Below are 16616 nucleotides of genomic sequence, written 5' to 3'. Positions count from 1 at the left end.
AACGTGCGCACGGCGTCCTCAGTGCTCTGCGCCTGCGTCGGCAGAGAAGGTCACCGAGCCTACCCCGGAGTGGAGGGTGATCTCACCACTGCCATACTCGGACTGCATCTGCGGGCAGTCGTGCAGCATCGCCGGGGGGTGCGGCCGGGGGACGCCGCTGATCCGGAGGCTCATGTCCCGCACATCCACTGTGAGCTGATCCCCACTGCTGGTGTCGCCACAGACCTGCTGCCCGGCCAGCGTGGGTGCCGACAGGACCCTGACGAACGCCTCCTCGGTGGGGTACTGATCCAGGTCGGCGACCTGCAGGACATGGTAGGAATCCGGCAGCGCATAGTGGGCGCACAGGCCCTGGCCGACGCGGTACAGGCGCCATGGCCCCATCGGGCGCGCGGTGAGGCCGCCGTCCTCGAACAGCGTGCCCTGCCCCAGCAGCCAGTTCCGGTACTGCACCACCCTCCCCCGCACCTCGTATCGCCGCTTGTGCGGTGTCACTGCCGGCAGCGGCAGCTCAACCCGCAGGCCCACCGCCGGGTCCGCGGCGAATAGCACCTGGTCGTAACGGCTCTGGCACACCCACCCGGACGAGTGGATCGAGCCCATCGAGACATGGGGGGTGTTGTAGACGGTGAGCGCGCCGGGCATCCACCGCTGTGTCCGCCACATCACCTCGCCATGCTCCGGGCCGGGCCAGCCCAGGAAGCGTTGGCCATTGTACATGAGAACCTCGCGGGTCGCCCCCTCGGCGGCCAGGGCCACCACCACCGGATGCGGCGCGAACGAGCTGCAGGCAAAGAACAGACCCTCATCCTGCTTCAGGCGCGGCTCGTTGCTGCTGGCATACTCGGTGGTGGCCGGCTCGAGCCCCTCCTGCCGGGCCTGCGCGAAGTCGTACCTCGGCTCCCCCAGCCCGAACGCCAGCCACACCGTGGGGAGGAACCCGTCGTAGCGGCTGTCTTGCAGGTACGCGACCTTGCGCCGGGTGAGCGAGTGCATGGCATCGGCAGTGCGGCAGCGGAACGACGGGCCGCCGAGGAAGCCGTTGAGCCCCAGCACGGCGCGCTCGGCCAGCAGCACGTTGAGCAGGTTCTGCGCGGCCCGGCGCAACTGGGTCACCGGGGCGTGGTCGGCCAGGATGGTGAGCGGGTTGGCGTAGTGGCACTGGTAGCAGGCGGAGTTCCACTCGACCCAGCCTCGCTCGAAGCGCCAGCGCAGGGCCTGCATGATCTCGCGCACCTGACCCGACAGGTCGTCGCCCAGTTGCTGCCGGGCGAACAGGCCGATGGTCAGGTGCATCAGGTCGTGGTTCTCGGTGTGGCGGGGGGGCCAGTGGGCGACGCTGCTCAGGTCGTTGCGGGGCCAGCCGGTGAGGACCTCACCGATCCGCCCCCGGGCTGCCTCGGACAGGTGAGGCGAGGCCCGGTGGTCGAGTAGTGTCTTCAGGAACCGAATGAAGTGGATGTCGGCGTCCTTTGTCAGGACGAGGGACGCGAAGTACTCGTTGGCCTCGTCGGTCTGCTGCCCGCGCACGAGCCGCACGTGGTTGAGCGCCCAGCGGCGGCCATCGGTCGCGGCCATCCTGGGCTCCAGCGCGCCGAAGTGCTCCAATATCCAGTCCACATACGCCTCTCGCCGTGCGGCGAGTGCGGTCGCGTAGGTGTCTGCCGTGGTCTGCATGGGTGTCGCCGCTCCACTGGCTGGGGATGGCAGCCGCTGCCCCGCATTGTGGCCCCCGCCGCCGCCGGGGTCAAGGCTAGCGGAGTATCGGCAAGGACCCCGGCCCGCGGGCGGGGAATGCTCCGGGCGGCCGGTCCGCCGGCCTGCCCCACGCTGAACAACAGACACACGAAAGGCTTCTCCCATGCGTTTCGCTGTCGCCGGCCTGTCCCACGAGACGAACACCTTTGCCCATGGTCTGACCACACTGGACGACTTCGTGGGCTCCAGCCGCTATCCCGGGCTCATTCGGGGGGAGGAGGTCATCACCGCGATGCGCGGCACCTCCGGCTGCACGGATGGCTTCATCGCCGCCGCCGAGGCGGCGGGCGATGCCGAACTGGTGCCGCTGCTGTGGACCTTCCCCCAGCCGTCGGGCCTCGTCGAGCAGACCGCCTTCGAGATGCTGGCCGGGATGCTGCTGGTGCGCCTGGCGGAGGCCTTGCCGGTGGATGGTGTCCTGCTCGAGTTGCACGGCGCCATGGTCACCGAGCGGTGCCCCGATGCCGAGGGCGAGCTGCTCCGCCGCGTGCGCCAGGTCGTCGGCCCGGACCTGCCGGTGGTGGCGACCCTGGACCTGCACGCCAACATCAGCCCCGAGATGGTGGAGCACGCCACCGCCCTCGTCGGCTACGACACCTACCCGCACGTGGACAACTTCGCGCGCGGCCAGGAGGCCTTCGGGATCATTGCGGACGCCGTCCGCGGCCGCACGCGCCCTGTGGCGGCCCTGGCGCAGGTCCCTATGCTCATCGGCCCGCCCCGCCAGTGCACGCTCACCCCGCCCATGCAGGACATGCTGGCGCTGGTGCATGAGCGCGAGCAGCAACCGGGGATCATCAGCATCACGCTGGCAGGCGGTTTTCCCTTCGCCGACACGCCCTGCACCGGCGCGGCAGTCGTTGCCATCGCCGATGGCGACAAGGCCCTCGCCCGGAGCACCGCGCAGGGCGTGGCGGACGAGATGTGGGCGCGGCGCGAGGACTTCCGCCTGCGCCTGACGCCCCTGCAGGAAGCGATCGGCTGGGCGCTGGAGCACGGCGGGCCGGTCATCCTGGCCGACGGCTCGGACAACCCGGGCGGCGGCGCGCCGTGCGATGGGACGGTCATGCTCCAGGCGCTGATCGAGGCACAGGCGCCGAACTCCACCGTCGCCATCATCGTGGACCCCGAGTCGGTCGCCGCCGCCTGGGACGCCGGGGAGGGCCGGGAGATCACCCTGAACGTGGGTGGCAAGACTGACGATCGTCATGGCCAGCCGCTGACGCTGACTGGGACCGTCCGCCTGCTGTCCGAGGGCAACTACGTCAACGAGGGGCCCATGACCCGGGGGCTGCCGGTGGCGATGGGGCGGACGGCCGTGTTCGTCGTGGGCGGTGTAGAGATCGTGCTGACCGAGCGACGCATCCAGCCCTACGACACCCAGGCCCTGCGGTGCCTGGGGATCGAGCCGGCGGAGCGGCTGCTTATCGGCCTGAAGTCGGCGGTGCATTTCCGCGCGGCCTTTGGTCCGCTGGCCCGACGCATCCTCGAGGTGGATACACCCGGCGTGCACAATCCGGACGTGACCCAGTACACGTTCTCCAAGCTGGGGCGCCCGATGTGGCCGCTGGACCTGGAGTAGCCGGGCGCGTTCGAGGCGTCCGCTCCATCATCCAGTAGCGCGGACGGCCTCGCCCGCGCCTGACAGGGACGTCCGCGCTCACGCGTTTTCATACAAGGAGCGCTCGTAGCCTACGCCGAACACTGTGCTCGATGGCGACCGTCTGTCACGGTCACACCCCTGATGCGGGAAGGGTGATCGGCATGAAGACGATGGCGACGCTGTGTGCTGTGTTGACGGTGACGCTGCTGGGGGCATCGGCTGCCACGGGGCAGGCGGGGAGCGCCTCGATCCTCTCGCTGGTCTCACCGCTGGATACGGTGGCGCGGATCACGACGGAGTTGCAGGTCGCGGCCTGCGGCGACCGCGTCGTGATCGTGTACCAGGGCCACGTCGGTCAGGCGCCCCTGGGGCTGTTCAGCGCGACCAGCAGCGGCGGGCCCTGGCAGAGGGGCACGCTCCAGATGCCCGAGGGCAGCAGTCTGCCGAACCTGCGGGCGCTGCTGGCCGAGGGGCACAAATCGCTGCTGATGGGGTCTCAGGGGGGCCACCTGCTGCTATGGCAGGGCAACGGCAACACCTGGACGGGGCCGACGGAGATCGCCCAGAGCGTGACGGGGGTCACGGCGTCGGGGCTGGTGCGCACGCCGGCCGGGCTGGCGGCGGTGGCGCGCAGCACCACCTTCAACTGGTACGGGCAGCAGGGCAGCCAGTGGCCGCTGAGCAAGCTGAGGTTCACGGTCGGCCAGCACAGCTACCCCCCGGCCTACGTGGACCTGTCAGGGACGACCGAGCTGTTCGGGATGCACCGGGGCGTGCCCATCGTGGCCACGCTGCCACCGGGAGCGGACGGGACGCAGGAGGCCAACTGGCAGATACAGCCCCCGGGGTCGCGGGAGGGCTGGACCAGTGCGGCCCCGGCGGCGGCAACGGAACTGCGGGCGGTGCTGGACTGGCCGCACCGGCGGGTGTTCGTGATCTGGAGCAAAGCCGAGCAGCCGACGCTGGCCTGGGCGCCGGTGGGAGCGACGTCGGCTGCGCAATGGCAACAGGTTCAAGTGCCCGTGCTGCCCAGGGCGGCAAGGACCGAGTACCAACTGGTGTCCAACGGACACGGGGCGGTCGGGCTGCTGCTGTACCAGCAGGCGGGCGGCGATCCGAGCCTGACGTTCCACTGGCTGGGAGCGTCGGGGCTGGGGCCGGCCATCCCCATCCTGCGGCCGGGGACGCAGACAGAGGCTTCCGTCTTTCAGTCCCTCGACGGCGAGGGGATGAACTGCTGCCTTGACGACCGCGGCGTGGCGCATGTCGTCATTGTGGGTCAGAAGCGCGGGGAGATGCCCGCCAACATCCGGCGGGTGTTCTACTCGGCGGTCACGGGTGGACCGACCGCCATCAGCGGCGGCGGCACGACCACCACCGGGACGACCGGAGGCGGGACGACCGGAGGAGGCACAACCGCGGGAGGAACGGAGACCGGGCCGGACCCGGACTTCGTCGCGCGCATTCTCGTCCCGGCGGCCGATGACGAACCCCTGCGCGTCGGCCCCTTCAGCAGTTGGGAGAGCCTCTCGCTGTCGCCGCGTATCGAGATCACCAACCAGGGCGCCCAGTACTTCGGCGACCTGAGCTTCGCGGTGAACGTGGACGGGGCACAGTTGCGCATCCGCCTGAAGGACGAGAGTGACCACCGCACGGCACTGTTCACGCGCGGGCAGAAGCGCGTGCTCTATCTGCCCCGCTTCGTGTACTCCTACCGCTACGAGCCCACAGCACAGCCTCCGGCACCCCTCACGTATGACTACGCCCCCCGCGACACGAAGATCATGCTGCACACGGGCCTGGGGCGCAAGCAGCTGACCGTCCAGGTGGACCCCGACAACGCCATCCGCGAGGCCAACGAGGACAACAACACCACCGAGGTTGGCTATGTGGTGGCCGACGGGCATGACGCGAAGGACCGCCAGAAGGTGGGCGCCAAGACGGTCTACGGCCTCAATGACGTGGGGCTGCTGACCACGCCCATCCTCCGGAGCAACACGCGGTTGCTGCACACGGGCTATGTCCAGCGGCCGACCCAACTCGACCTGCTGGTGGGCAGCCCGCGTCTGGCCGGCGTCTTCCTGAACACGCTGGTGACGGTGAAGCTCGACGGGCAGCCGCTGTTCCAGCAGACGGTGCCGGTGCTGGAGCGGACGCCCAATCTGCGCTCGGCCTATCTGGGGCGGGCGATCATCTACGACCCGGTGCCGCCGAAGCCCGACGTCAGCGGCGTGCAACTGCGCGTCCCGGTAGACCTCACGAGCGTGGCCGAGGGCGACCACACGCTGCAGATCGCGGTGGACCCGCAGGACGTGTTCGCCGACCGCCTGCGAGACAACAACGCGGCCACGCTGCGCTTCCGTGTGCGGCCCCCGGGCGGGCTGCTGAGGATCCGGGTGACGGACTACACCGCGCCCCATCCGCCGGTGGCTCATGCGGCGGTCGTGCTCAAGGACATGTGGGGCGGCTTCACCGACGCACAGGGGGCGATCGAGATCGCGGATGTGCCCGCCGGAAGCTATGACGCCAAGGCTCTCTACGCCGACCGCGATCAGCCCGAGCCCCGGTTCTTCACAGGCTATGCCGCACCGTTCACGGTGCAGAACAGGCAGACGCTCGACCTGGCCATCCAGTGCGAGCGGGCGCTGAACGTGGTGGGCGATGTGCGCGTGGCCGGGACGGGTCAGTTCCTCGATGACGAGAGCATCGAGGCGTTCCTGTGCGATACGGACGACCTGTACTGTCCGGGTGGGGCCACCGGGCACAGGTACCGCATCCCTGATGTGCCGCCGGGCCGGCACCGGATCATCTGTGGGGCGTACGGCTTCCAGACCAAGGAGACGACGGCTCAACTGACCCGCACCTCGCACGCGACGGATGACTGCGTGCTGGACCTGGCGCTGGTGGATGGGCCCCGCGCGACGGTGACGGGCAAGGTGGTGGACCTGACCAGCAGCCGGCCTCTGGCGGGTGCGACGGTGTGGCTGCAGGGCGCCCCGCGCGCCGTCGGCACCGGGACGGACGGCGTCTTCCGGCTGGAGCGCGTGGCCGCGAACCAGGACTACCCGGTGTGGGCACAGGCCGACGACCACACGACGGAGGGCACGAGCACCGGGCTGCTGACCGCCGGGCAGACGAAGGACGTCGGGATCATCAGGCTGGGCCAGATCAGCCCGAAGTTCACCAGCATTGACTTCGACGCGACGACCTGGGCGATCTGCGAGCAAACGGCCGCGGCCGGCAACATCCCGGCCATCAAGGTGGACACCAAGTTCGGCGCCTTCCAGGGCGCCCTGGGCCTGATGTACCACGCCACTGCCGGGCAGACCGACATCACGCTGGACAATCTCATCATCTGGCTGCAGGGCGGGGACTTCATCCAGGGCGGCGTCTCGGCGGAGGTCGGCATCGAGAACCTGACCGGGGTCGAGATGGACACCCTGAAGGTCGGCATCATGAAGGACGTGCTCGACGGCGTGGGCAAGGGCTTCAAGGTGCTCGATGGGGTGAACAAGCTGGCCGCGTGGCTGCAGGGCCCCGTGGACCCCTCGATGATGCACCGCAACAACAAGATCGTGGCGACGTATACGACCCACACCCAGACCAAGTATGAGCAGGACCCACTGATTGACATCCCCCTGTCCACCGATGTGCCCATCGGCGTGGGCTTCCGGGGCGGTGGAGACACGGTAGTGCGCGTGGACAAGATCGAGATCACCGATGCCATGCGGCGGACGAAGGTGCTGACCCCGGAGTGGTACTCGCCGGGCTTCTGCGTCTTCCGCCTCAACCAGGTGGTGGACGTCAACACCGTCGAGGTGAAGCTGTATGTGGCGGTGCTCAACAGCCGCCTGCAGAGCGGCGTACTGGGCAACGCCAGCCGGAACCTGATCCACTGGAAGCCCACACAGCGCAACTGGCTGCGCATCAGCGGCTTCCAGTACGACTGAGCGACGAGGTCGCTACGTTCCGCAGTGGCGTGGGCGTCTCGTCGGTGCGTGGGCAGGCAAGCCGCCTGCCCACCTGCGCTGTGCCGGACGACACCAGGACGCCACCATGGCAGGAGGCGGTCGCATGCGCTTGAGACAGGCCGGAGTCATCTGGACAGACCCGAACCGGTGCGCGCCCTTGGATGAGGTGAAGATCACCTTTGAGTGGCAGGGGCTGGCCGGACAGCCCGTGACGTTCGTGCTCACCGATGCCGCCCACCATCCATACTGCGAGCGGACCGTGACCGCTGGGAAGGGTAAGGCCGAAGTCGTCGTGCAGCCCGGCGGCCAGCCGGGGGTGCACCTCATCACGGCCACGACGCCCCGCACGGGCGAGACCCCGTACGTGCGGCATGGCAGCTTCCGGGTCTGTGCGCAGACGGGCATCACTACGGACACGGGGGAGATGGATGAGCTGCTGGACCTGCTGGCAGAGGGGCTGCGGCAGACGCTCGATGTCACCCAGGTCAACGGCAAGCTGCGTACGTACTACAAGGCCGCCGACAACACGCGCCAGAACCTCGCGTACCCCGCCTTCGGCATTGACGGCCTGCGTTACTTCATCGCCGACGTCAAGAGCATGTTCGAGGCGGTGTACGACAACCAGTGGCCGGATGGCCGCCTGCCCGACCACGTCTACGGCGACAACTACCCGTACGCGCGCACCCCGCGCAAGCTCCGCACGTGCATGGCCGACCTGGAGATCGGCATGGCCACCACGCTGTGCAAGGGCTGGGTGGCCCACGGCGACGATGCGTGGCTGCAGAAGATGCTGCCGCAGGTGGAGGCCGGCCTAGACTTCGCCACCACCGACCCGATGATGTTCGACGGCCAGCATGGGGTCATCAGGCGCCCCCACACGCTCGACGAGTGGGACATCGCCTTTGACGAGGACGGCGAGCACGCCTTCGCCGAGACGGCCCGCAAGTGGGTGCTGATGCAGGGCGACACGTCGCAGATCTGCCACGCCTGCGCGCTCCTGGCCGAGGGCTTCGCCTCCCTGGGCGACCGCGAGCGGTCCGACCACTACCGCCGCCTGCACGCCTACTACCGCGCGCAGGGCAACGCGCTGTTCTGGGATGGAGTGAAGTACCGACCCCACATCCACCTGGACCCCTTCGACCATGGCGACTTCGACGAGGACAACCAGCTCACCATGAGCAACGCGGCGGCGCTCAACCGCGAGTTTGCCGACCACGCGCAGGCTGTATCGATCATTGACGAGTACGTCCGGCGCTGGGAGGAGACGGGGGATGCCTTTCCGTGGTGGAGCCTGCAGCCGGGCTACCCCGACCGCCTGGGCTACTTCCGTCGCAACGCCGGGGCCTGGACGCGCGGCGAGGGCGAGTACTGCAACGGCGGTCTCTTCCCGTGGGTCGGGGGCGAGCTGTGCCGCGCCGCTCTGCGGCATGGACGCGAGGAGTTTGCCTGTCGCCTGCTGCGCGACGTGCACGCCGTGCTCCGGCGCGACCACGGCGCAATGTTCACCTGGTACCATGCCGACGGCACGGCGGCCATCAACGCGCCGCACAACCAGACGAACTACGACCCGTGGGGCCTGAGCCCGTGGGCGACGGCGATCATTGAGGAACTGGCGGGCATCCAGTCGCAGGGCAAGCTGCTGCGGCGCGTGCTCTGTGCGCCGCGCTGGCCGGCGGTAGGCGTCAAGCGAGCGGCGGTCACGGCTCACTTCCCCGCCTCGGACACCCACTTCTCGTACCGTTACGCAAGGACCAGGGACCGTCTGCAGGTGCAGTTCGGCGGCACCGGCGAAGAGGTCTCTCTCCGCCTCCTGCTGCCGGGATGGCCGAAGTGCAGCAGTGCGACCCTCGACGGCAAGCGGGTGCGCGTCAAGACCGAGGCCGTGGAGGAGTCCGTGTACGCGACGCTGGAGACGGAGATCAGGGGAGTGCGCGAGTTGATCCTCAACCGCTGACGCGACTGTAGGGCGGGGGCCTGCACCACGCCCCACAGCCAGGGAGCCATGCCATGCATCGCTGCACGGTCGCACTGCTGCTCTGCGTCGTCTGCGGAGGCCTCGCCTTCGGCCAGGAGACGGACGGTATCGAGTTCGCCGACCTCAACGCAGCTACCGCCGGCGGCTGGGACGTGACCGACCACACGACGCTGTCGGTCACGCGGGAGAGCAAGGTCGGCCGGTATGCCCTGCTGGCCCAGCCCCAGGCAGGCGCGAAGCCGTACCGGGGGATGAACCTGCACCGCGAGCTGGACCTCACCGGCGCCGGCCCGGCCGACAGGCTCGGCTTCTGGGTGAAGCAGACCTACGGCAGCGGGATGCGCGTGCAGCTCTGGACGGCCCGGGGCCCCTTCAATCGCTCGTTCGCGGTGCAGCAGGGCGCGTGGACGCGCGTGGAGCTGGACCTGGACCCGGCCCACTGGGAGAACCCCAGGCAGCAACCGTGGGGCGTCGTCGTGCGCGTGGCGTTCTACGAGCAGGCCTTCATGGCCCCGGAGCACACCATGGTTCTCGACGGCCTCAGCATCACGGCAGGGGGCAAGCCCGTCCATCTAGAGGACCCCGCAGCGATGCCGGCCTCCTGGCGCTTTCCCCAGCAGACCGAAGCGGCGTGGTTCCTGGGCAACGCTGACGTGGCCTGGGCCATCTCCAAGGCGACCGGCCAAGTGGTCGGCGGCTGGAACGTGCGGACCCAGGAGCGACTCCTCAACTTCCTGGAGGGGCGCTACCACCTGGAGGACCGCAAGTCGCTGGTGACGGGGCAGTCGCGCGACGACCGGGTGCGGCAGGCACAGTTCCGCGAGCGCGAGCAGCGCCTCGACCTGACCTGCGCCAACCCGACCGTGCCGGACCTGACCATCGGCAAGCAGTACTGGCTCAGCGGCAACAAGCTCTTCCAGCGTGTGGCCTTCCGCACGACGAGCCGCGACCTGCAGTTCATCACCTTCAACACCCAGGCAGCGTTCACCCCCGCATACCGCAACGGCGGCTACCACATGGGCGGGGCCGATGGCGGCGGCCCCCTCGTCCCGGCGCCGCAGATTGGCGAGTGGCAGAAGGTCACCCAGTACCAGAGCACCGCCAAGAGCATGTTGCTCCACCAACCGGCGCGGGGTTACAGCTTCGCCCACACGCGCACGAAGCTGGATGACCAGTTCGTCTGGCCCTTCTTCACGGGGGCGATCGCCTCGTACGTCGAGGCGCCCAACGCGATGAGCTACACCCCGGATGGCTGGGACATGTCGCTGGGCACCTCGAAGCTGTCGCCGACCCGCGAGACCTCGTACGAGCAGTTCGTGAGCATCTTCCCGGGCGACTGGCAGACGTTCCTGCGCCGCGAGTACCCCGCCCTGCCGGAAGTGCAGCAGGCCCTCCGGCAGATCCCTCCCGTGCCCGCCTGGGTCAGCGACATCAAGATCGAGACCGGCGCCGACCTGGGCCGTCTGCGCCAGATGGTCCAGGCCACGGATGAGGGGACCATCATGGTCCTGCTCAGCCTGAGCGGAAGCTGGGCGGACTACTATGTGGACAGAGGCATGGAGGGCGGCTACGGCGGGTGGATTACGGGTCCGGAGCTGCGCGACCACATCCGGCGGATCAAGGCGCTGTCGCCGCGCATCAAGGTCGGCCTGTACATGTGGCAGCTCTCCACCTACGTGGGCACCCGCATCCACCGGGCGCACCCGGAGTGGTTCCGTCACAGCAACAAGGACGGGGAGCCCCTGTCCACCTTCCCCGGGATGGCCCCCAACTTCGCGCAGTTGCTGTCCATCCCGGCGTGCTACCAGGAGCTGCTGTCGCAGTTCGACACGGTGCTCAACGCCCTGGGCACCGACTTCATCTACCTGGACGACCCCAAGGCGATCAACCTGATCGAGTGGCAATCGGGCGAGTACACGCGGGATGATCTGTCCTTCCGGTTCTTCCTGGACCTCAAGCGCCTGGCGGCCAGGCATAGCCCCGACACGATGATCTTCTTCAACAACCGGGGCAACCCGTACGGCGACGTGAACTTCATCGAGGCGCGCGACCAACTGCGGGCCAACTATTGGCGCAACTTCGCCGGGCTGGCGGCAGTGACGCAGGCCTTCGTCAGCTCCGCCCGGCCGGACGCCCGCATCAACCTGCTCTACTTCACCCCGCCGCTGCGGCGCGAGTACATGAACCGGGTGCTGGCCCTGGGCTGGCTGGCGTCGCTGGACTACTGCGGGGTCGTGGCCAGCCGCCCGTTCTTTCAGGCGGCGTATGAGGTCGGCAACTGCACCTCCGTCCCGGCGCGCTACGAGCCTGACTGGAAGAGCGACAAGACCACCAACCTGGAGTCGTACGCCGTGCAGCGGCACGGCGATCGGGGCGTCCTGCTCTCCTTCATCAACCACGCCGAGGACACCGAGACGGTCCCGCTGCGGCTGGACGTGGACAGCCTGAACCTGGACCGCACGGGCCGGGTGTTCGTGTGGGGGTACGAGGTGGAGGACGCGCTTGCCTACGAGGGCCAGGTGACGGAGAGCCTCGCCCGCCGGGTGTACCGGGAGACGGGCTGGCAACTGGACCGTGTGACGCGGCGGCGGTTACTGTGGTCCGGGCCGTACCAGGCGGCCCTGGACCTCAAGCTGGAGATGAAGCCTCTCATCCTCCACCAGCTCTATGTCACGGCCGAGCCCGCCGCCGTCTACTCCGAGAACGGCCTGGCGGGCAACTACCTGTTCGGGGCAATGCCACGGGTCGCCCTGCAGACGAAGGCGGACTGGCAGCAGGGCACGCTGAAGGCGCAGGTCGACTCGCGCCGCGACGAGGCCGAGATCATCCTCCTGCTCCCGCTCAGGAACTACCGCCCGCGGGTCGTCACCCTCGATGGCAAGCCGGTGAGGCCCGACTGGGTCTGCGAGGGGGATGAGGTCTTCCCTGTCGTGAAGGTCGGCCCCGGGCGTCACGTGCTGGATGTGGCCTTCGCGGCAGAGCCGGTCGCCGTGCCGGCCCGCGTCAGCAGTCTGACCGCGACGGCGTCATCGACCGGCCTCACGCTGGCGACGCCGGGGCTGCAGGCCGCGGTCGTGACGGTGGCTCGGGGCGACCGGGTGCTCTACAACCGCCTGGTAGCCGGCGCGGGCGGGAAGCTCACTGTACCGCTGTCCCCGGCCCGGCCGGAGGGGGGCGCGTACACGGTCGCGGTCCACGCCGTGGTCGAGAGCACAGGAGAACTGCGCCCGGCGGAGGCCGTCGAGACCGCCGTAGAGCTCCCCGCCGCCAAACCGGACCTCGGCGTGCCCTCTGAACGCGCCACTCGAGGGCCGAACGAGCGCACCGTCGCGCCCGTGAACCGCACCATCCGGGGCCTCGAGGTCCTCAACGCAGCCACGCTGACCAGCGGTGAGACGCCGAACGAGATGCAGCCGGGCCTGGGAATGCTCACCGCGCAGGCCCAACCTGACACGCTCACCCTGACCGCGGGCACGAGCCGCGCCATCCTGCAGGGACAGGACGGGCTCCTAGGGGCGGCGTTCGCGGGGCTGGAGGTCAAGAACCTGCGCCGGGTGCAGCTCCGTCTCGCCAACACCTTCCATAGCGCCTTCCACATGCGCGGGCCGGGCTTCCACGTGCCCGAGCGAGCCAACTCGCGCAACTTCGCCGGGATCGTTGTGGATTACCACACGCCCGCGGGCTACACGAAGCGCGTTGCCTTCGCGACCGGCGTGCTGCACCGCACCTGCAGCTCCACGGCGCCGGACTGGGGCCGGGCGCGCGTGGCCGATGAAAGCCGCGACCTGGGGGCCGCCCTGGTCGAGACACCCGAGAGGACCTTCGCCCTGGACCTGCAGCCCTGTGCCCCCGCAGATTGGGACGGGCAGGTGTGGCTCAGCGTGGGCAGCGACTGGATCTGCCCGAACCGCCGCCTGGAGTTGCAGATCCTGGCTGCCAATGAGGCCGTGACGGGGCCGTTCCTCAGCGGCGTGGACCCCAAGGCCTTCCGCGAGGCATACGCCAAGCCGCGCCGCTTGGCGGCGCCACGCTCGCCGGGCGGGATCATCATTGACGGGTCGCTCTCCGAGGAGTCGTGGCGGGAGGCGGCCCGGACTGAGGACTTCTTCCTGCTGGGTGGCGACGGTGTATCGAGGGCCGGCACCGCCGCCCTGCTGATGTACGATGACACCAACCTGTACGTGGCGTTCGTCTGCACCGAACCGGACCGCAAGAAGCCGCTGATCATCGGCGGCCCGCCGTGGGACGACGACGAGGTGGAGGTGTGGATTGATGCCGACGGAGACGGCAAGACCTACCGGCAGGTCATCGTCAACGGCGCCAACAGCAAGGCGGAGTACCGGGAGAGTGGCCCCGGGCCCATCGGCGCGACGACCGCCGTCCATGTCGTCGAGGGCGCGCCGTGGACCGTCGAGATGGAGATCCCCTGCGCCGGGCTGGACGCCAGGCCACCGCGTCCGGGCGATACGTGGAAGATCAGCCTGTGTCGGGGACGCGCGCCCGGGCGGAACAACCCGACGATGGAGCTGATGGTCTGGGCGCCGCTGGCCGGCGGCTTCAAGGACCTGGCTAACTTCGGCACGCTGACCTTCCGCTAGGGTCGGCGCCGCTATGCCCCAGAAGGGACCACTGCGATGAGACACGCTGTGCAGGCTGCCACGGCCGTCTTCGCCGGACTCGTTGTGCTATGCCTCCCCGCCGCCGCGGCCCAGTGGCGGACGGGAGACGGCCTGGCCGTGTCCCTCGCCGACCGGTCCGGCAAGATCGAGAGCGTGACCGTGAACGGCCAGGCTCTGAAGCTCACGGGCGGCGGAGGGCTGTCGTTCCGGGAGTTCACCCGCGACCCGTCCGCCCCCGCGCGCGTGGTGCTGCAACTCGGGGCTGAGGGCCAGGAGCAGACCTGGTTGCAGGCCTCCTTCGCCGACTGGCAGGCGACCGGCGACTACGCCCGACACCGCACCGGCGGCGCGCCCGAGGGGGAGGCCTACCTGCAACTGGGCAACGGCAAGGACGCCGGGGTGGGCATGGCCGTCGCCGGGACGATGCCCCTGCCACCGGGCGGCGACTGCACCATCTCGTGGTGGGGGCGCACCCACAAGACGGACCTGACCTACATCCTGTGCATGCGGGTCTTCGACAAGGACGGCCGTGACATCACCGAGAGCGTGCCGGCGCCCCCCGGGTGGGCATGGAGCCCCTACTCGAAGGCGCACTACCGCTCGGACATCGGCAACACGAAGGCCGACACCTGGGAGCGTCTCTCCAGTGCCTACGCCGTGGACGAGGAGGTCGTCTCGGCGCGGCTGTCCCTGCGCGTGTACACCGGGGGGGACCTGCAGGCTGATGTGGACGACATCCAGGTGTCCGCCACTGCGGGCCATTGGAGCGACGAGACCGCTGTCAGCGGCAAGATCGAGCGGACGCCTGACGGTCTGCGCCAGCGCGCGGCAGTGCCTTCAGCGGGGCTGACGTTCGAGACACGCTATGCGCAGGAGGCGGGGCAACTCCGCGCCACGGTCGAGGTCTCGGCCACCGGGGCACAGCCGCGCGGGCGGTGCCTGCAGTTGCGCTACCGCCTGCCGCTGGCCCTGACGGGCTGGACGTGGTCGGCCGACCCGTGCCGCGACGAGAGGATCGCCGCGACCGGCCGCTACGAGAACGAGTTCGGTCTGGCCGGCCATCGCCTCAGCCGCTATCCGCTGGTCTCCGTCAGCAAGGGGCCGGTCGGGCTGGCCCTGGCTGTGCCGCTGGATCAGCCCGCCCTGCAGACCCTCACCGCCGGCGCCGAGGGTCTCGTCACCACCGTAGACCTCGGCCTCTCGCCCCAGGCCCCGCGGGCGACGGGGCGGTTTGTGTTCAGCCTCTACCGCCATGACCCGGCCTGGACGTTCCGGGCGGCGCTGGAGCGCTACTATGCCCTCTTCCCTGGCCTGTTCGCACCCGCGACGCCGCGCGGGGGCGCATGGACGCTCCGGATACCGAAGCCCGAGCATGCCACCCCCGAGGCGTTCGGCCTCGCCTTCTACGAGTGCAACGCGCTGACACCGGAGAAGCGCGAGTACTGCCGCGCCCATGGCGTGCTGACCTTCCCCTACAGCGAACCGTGGGGGCAGCGGCAGAACCTCGGGGACGCCAAGTCCAGCGCCGAGCTGCCACCCTACGCCGAGCGCCTGGCCTTCCTGAAGAGCCTCGCGGAGCAGAAGGTCGAGGGGAAGAGGTGGGGTGCGGCCCCGCGCGACGAGATGGCCCGGGCGGTGCTCAACTCGATGATCCTGGGCCCCGATGGCATGGGCGCATACCTGGTGGACTACTACAGCAGTTGGGCCCAGTGGTGGCAACTGAACACCGACCCTGACCTGCCCGAGCCCAGCATCGCCTCCGTCTGCCGCACGTACGAGATCGAGCCGGCCCTGCAGTGGGCCGACGGCGTGTATCTCGACAGCGTCAGTCTGTACTTCGGACAGTGGGAGGACTACACACCCGCGCACCTCGCCGCCGCGGACCTGCCGTTGGCCTTCTCGCTGCGCACGGGCACGCCGGTGGTCCTCAGCGCCTTCGCCGCGTACGAGTTCATGCACCGCCTGTGGGATGACATGCACGGGCGCGGCAAGCTGCTGATGCTCAATCTCTTCCCGCCCGCCACGCGCCTGTATGGCCACATGGGCGATGTCGTCGGCTCCGAGTTGCTGGACCTGCAGGAGGATGGGGAGGCGATGCAGCAGCGCATCTACGCCTACCGGCGGCCGGTGTCGAACCTGCTGCAGTGGCGCTCGGCGGTGCGGGTGCGCGTCCCGGCGATGACCCCCGAGGAGATGGAGAGCTACGTGGCCAATCAGCTCCTGTACGGCTTCTGGCCGGGGATCAGCACTGCCGGCGGCGGCACCGAGCCGGGCTATGCCCACATGCACCGCTACTTCGAGGACGCCGCGCTGCTGGCGCGTGACCGGCCGCTCTTTGCGCGCTATCTACCCGTCTTCGACGCGCTGAACCACGCGGGCTGGGAGCCCGTCACCCATGTGCGCGCGAACGTGCCGGAGGTCCGCGTCGAGCGCTTCGGCCGGGGGCAGGAGGCCCTCCTGGCCGTCGCCAACACCTCCGCCGCCGCGCGGGAGGTGACGCTGTCACTGGACCGGCCCTGGTGGGAGCAGGCGCGGGGCCACAGTGGGGCGATCGCGTTCCGCTCCATCGTGACGGGCGACACCGTTCGCGCCGAGGCCGCCGGTGCGGCCCTGTCGTGTCGGCTGAGCCTGCCCGCCCACCGGACGTGGGTGCTGCGGGTCGAGAAGCCCTGACCCCTCCCAGCCATCAC

At 69.4% G+C, this 16616-nt stretch carries 6 protein-coding genes; 5 read left to right on the top strand and 1 reads right to left on the bottom strand.

Annotated elements, in window-relative coordinates; genetic code table 11:
- Nucleotides 1–18 precede the first annotated feature (18 nt).
- On the bottom strand, nucleotides 19–1677 hold the full coding sequence (locus tag LLH23_02745; GenBank protein MCE5237390.1) for a hypothetical protein: 1659 nt from the start codon (nucleotides 1675–1677) through the stop codon (nucleotides 19–21).
- 184 nt (nucleotides 1678–1861) lie between these two features.
- Between LLH23_02745 and LLH23_02740 the strand changes: the two genes are divergently transcribed.
- From LLH23_02740 to LLH23_02720, 5 genes are all read left to right on the top strand, one after another.
- Nucleotides 1862–3340: a M81 family metallopeptidase gene (locus LLH23_02740; protein ID MCE5237389.1), complete on the top strand. Its 1479-nt coding sequence runs from the start codon at nucleotides 1862–1864 to the stop codon at nucleotides 3338–3340.
- A 182-nt stretch (nucleotides 3341–3522) separates the two neighbouring features.
- Nucleotides 3523–7311 (top strand): carboxypeptidase regulatory-like domain-containing protein, encoded by a 3789-nt coding sequence (locus LLH23_02735; protein ID MCE5237388.1) that lies wholly within the window; start codon nucleotides 3523–3525, stop codon nucleotides 7309–7311.
- A gap of 124 nt (nucleotides 7312–7435) precedes the next feature.
- A complete protein-coding gene (locus LLH23_02730; protein MCE5237387.1) occupies nucleotides 7436–9286 on the top strand; it encodes a hypothetical protein in 1851 nt (616 codons plus the stop codon).
- 53 nt (nucleotides 9287–9339) lie between these two features.
- Nucleotides 9340–13905: a carbohydrate-binding family 9-like protein gene (locus LLH23_02725; protein MCE5237386.1), complete on the top strand. Its 4566-nt coding sequence runs from the start codon at nucleotides 9340–9342 to the stop codon at nucleotides 13903–13905.
- A 36-nt stretch (nucleotides 13906–13941) separates the two neighbouring features.
- Nucleotides 13942–16599, top strand: a complete 2658-nt coding sequence (locus tag LLH23_02720; GenBank protein MCE5237385.1) for a hypothetical protein — start codon at nucleotides 13942–13944, stop codon at nucleotides 16597–16599.
- Nucleotides 16600–16616 lie beyond the last annotated feature (17 nt).

This window comes from bacterium, assembly GCA_021372615.1.
Classification (GTDB): Bacteria; Armatimonadota; Zipacnadia; order Zipacnadales; family UBA11051; genus JAJFUB01.
The sequence above is the reverse complement of the archived record's forward strand: the minus strand, read 5'-3'. Positions and strand labels throughout refer to the sequence as shown.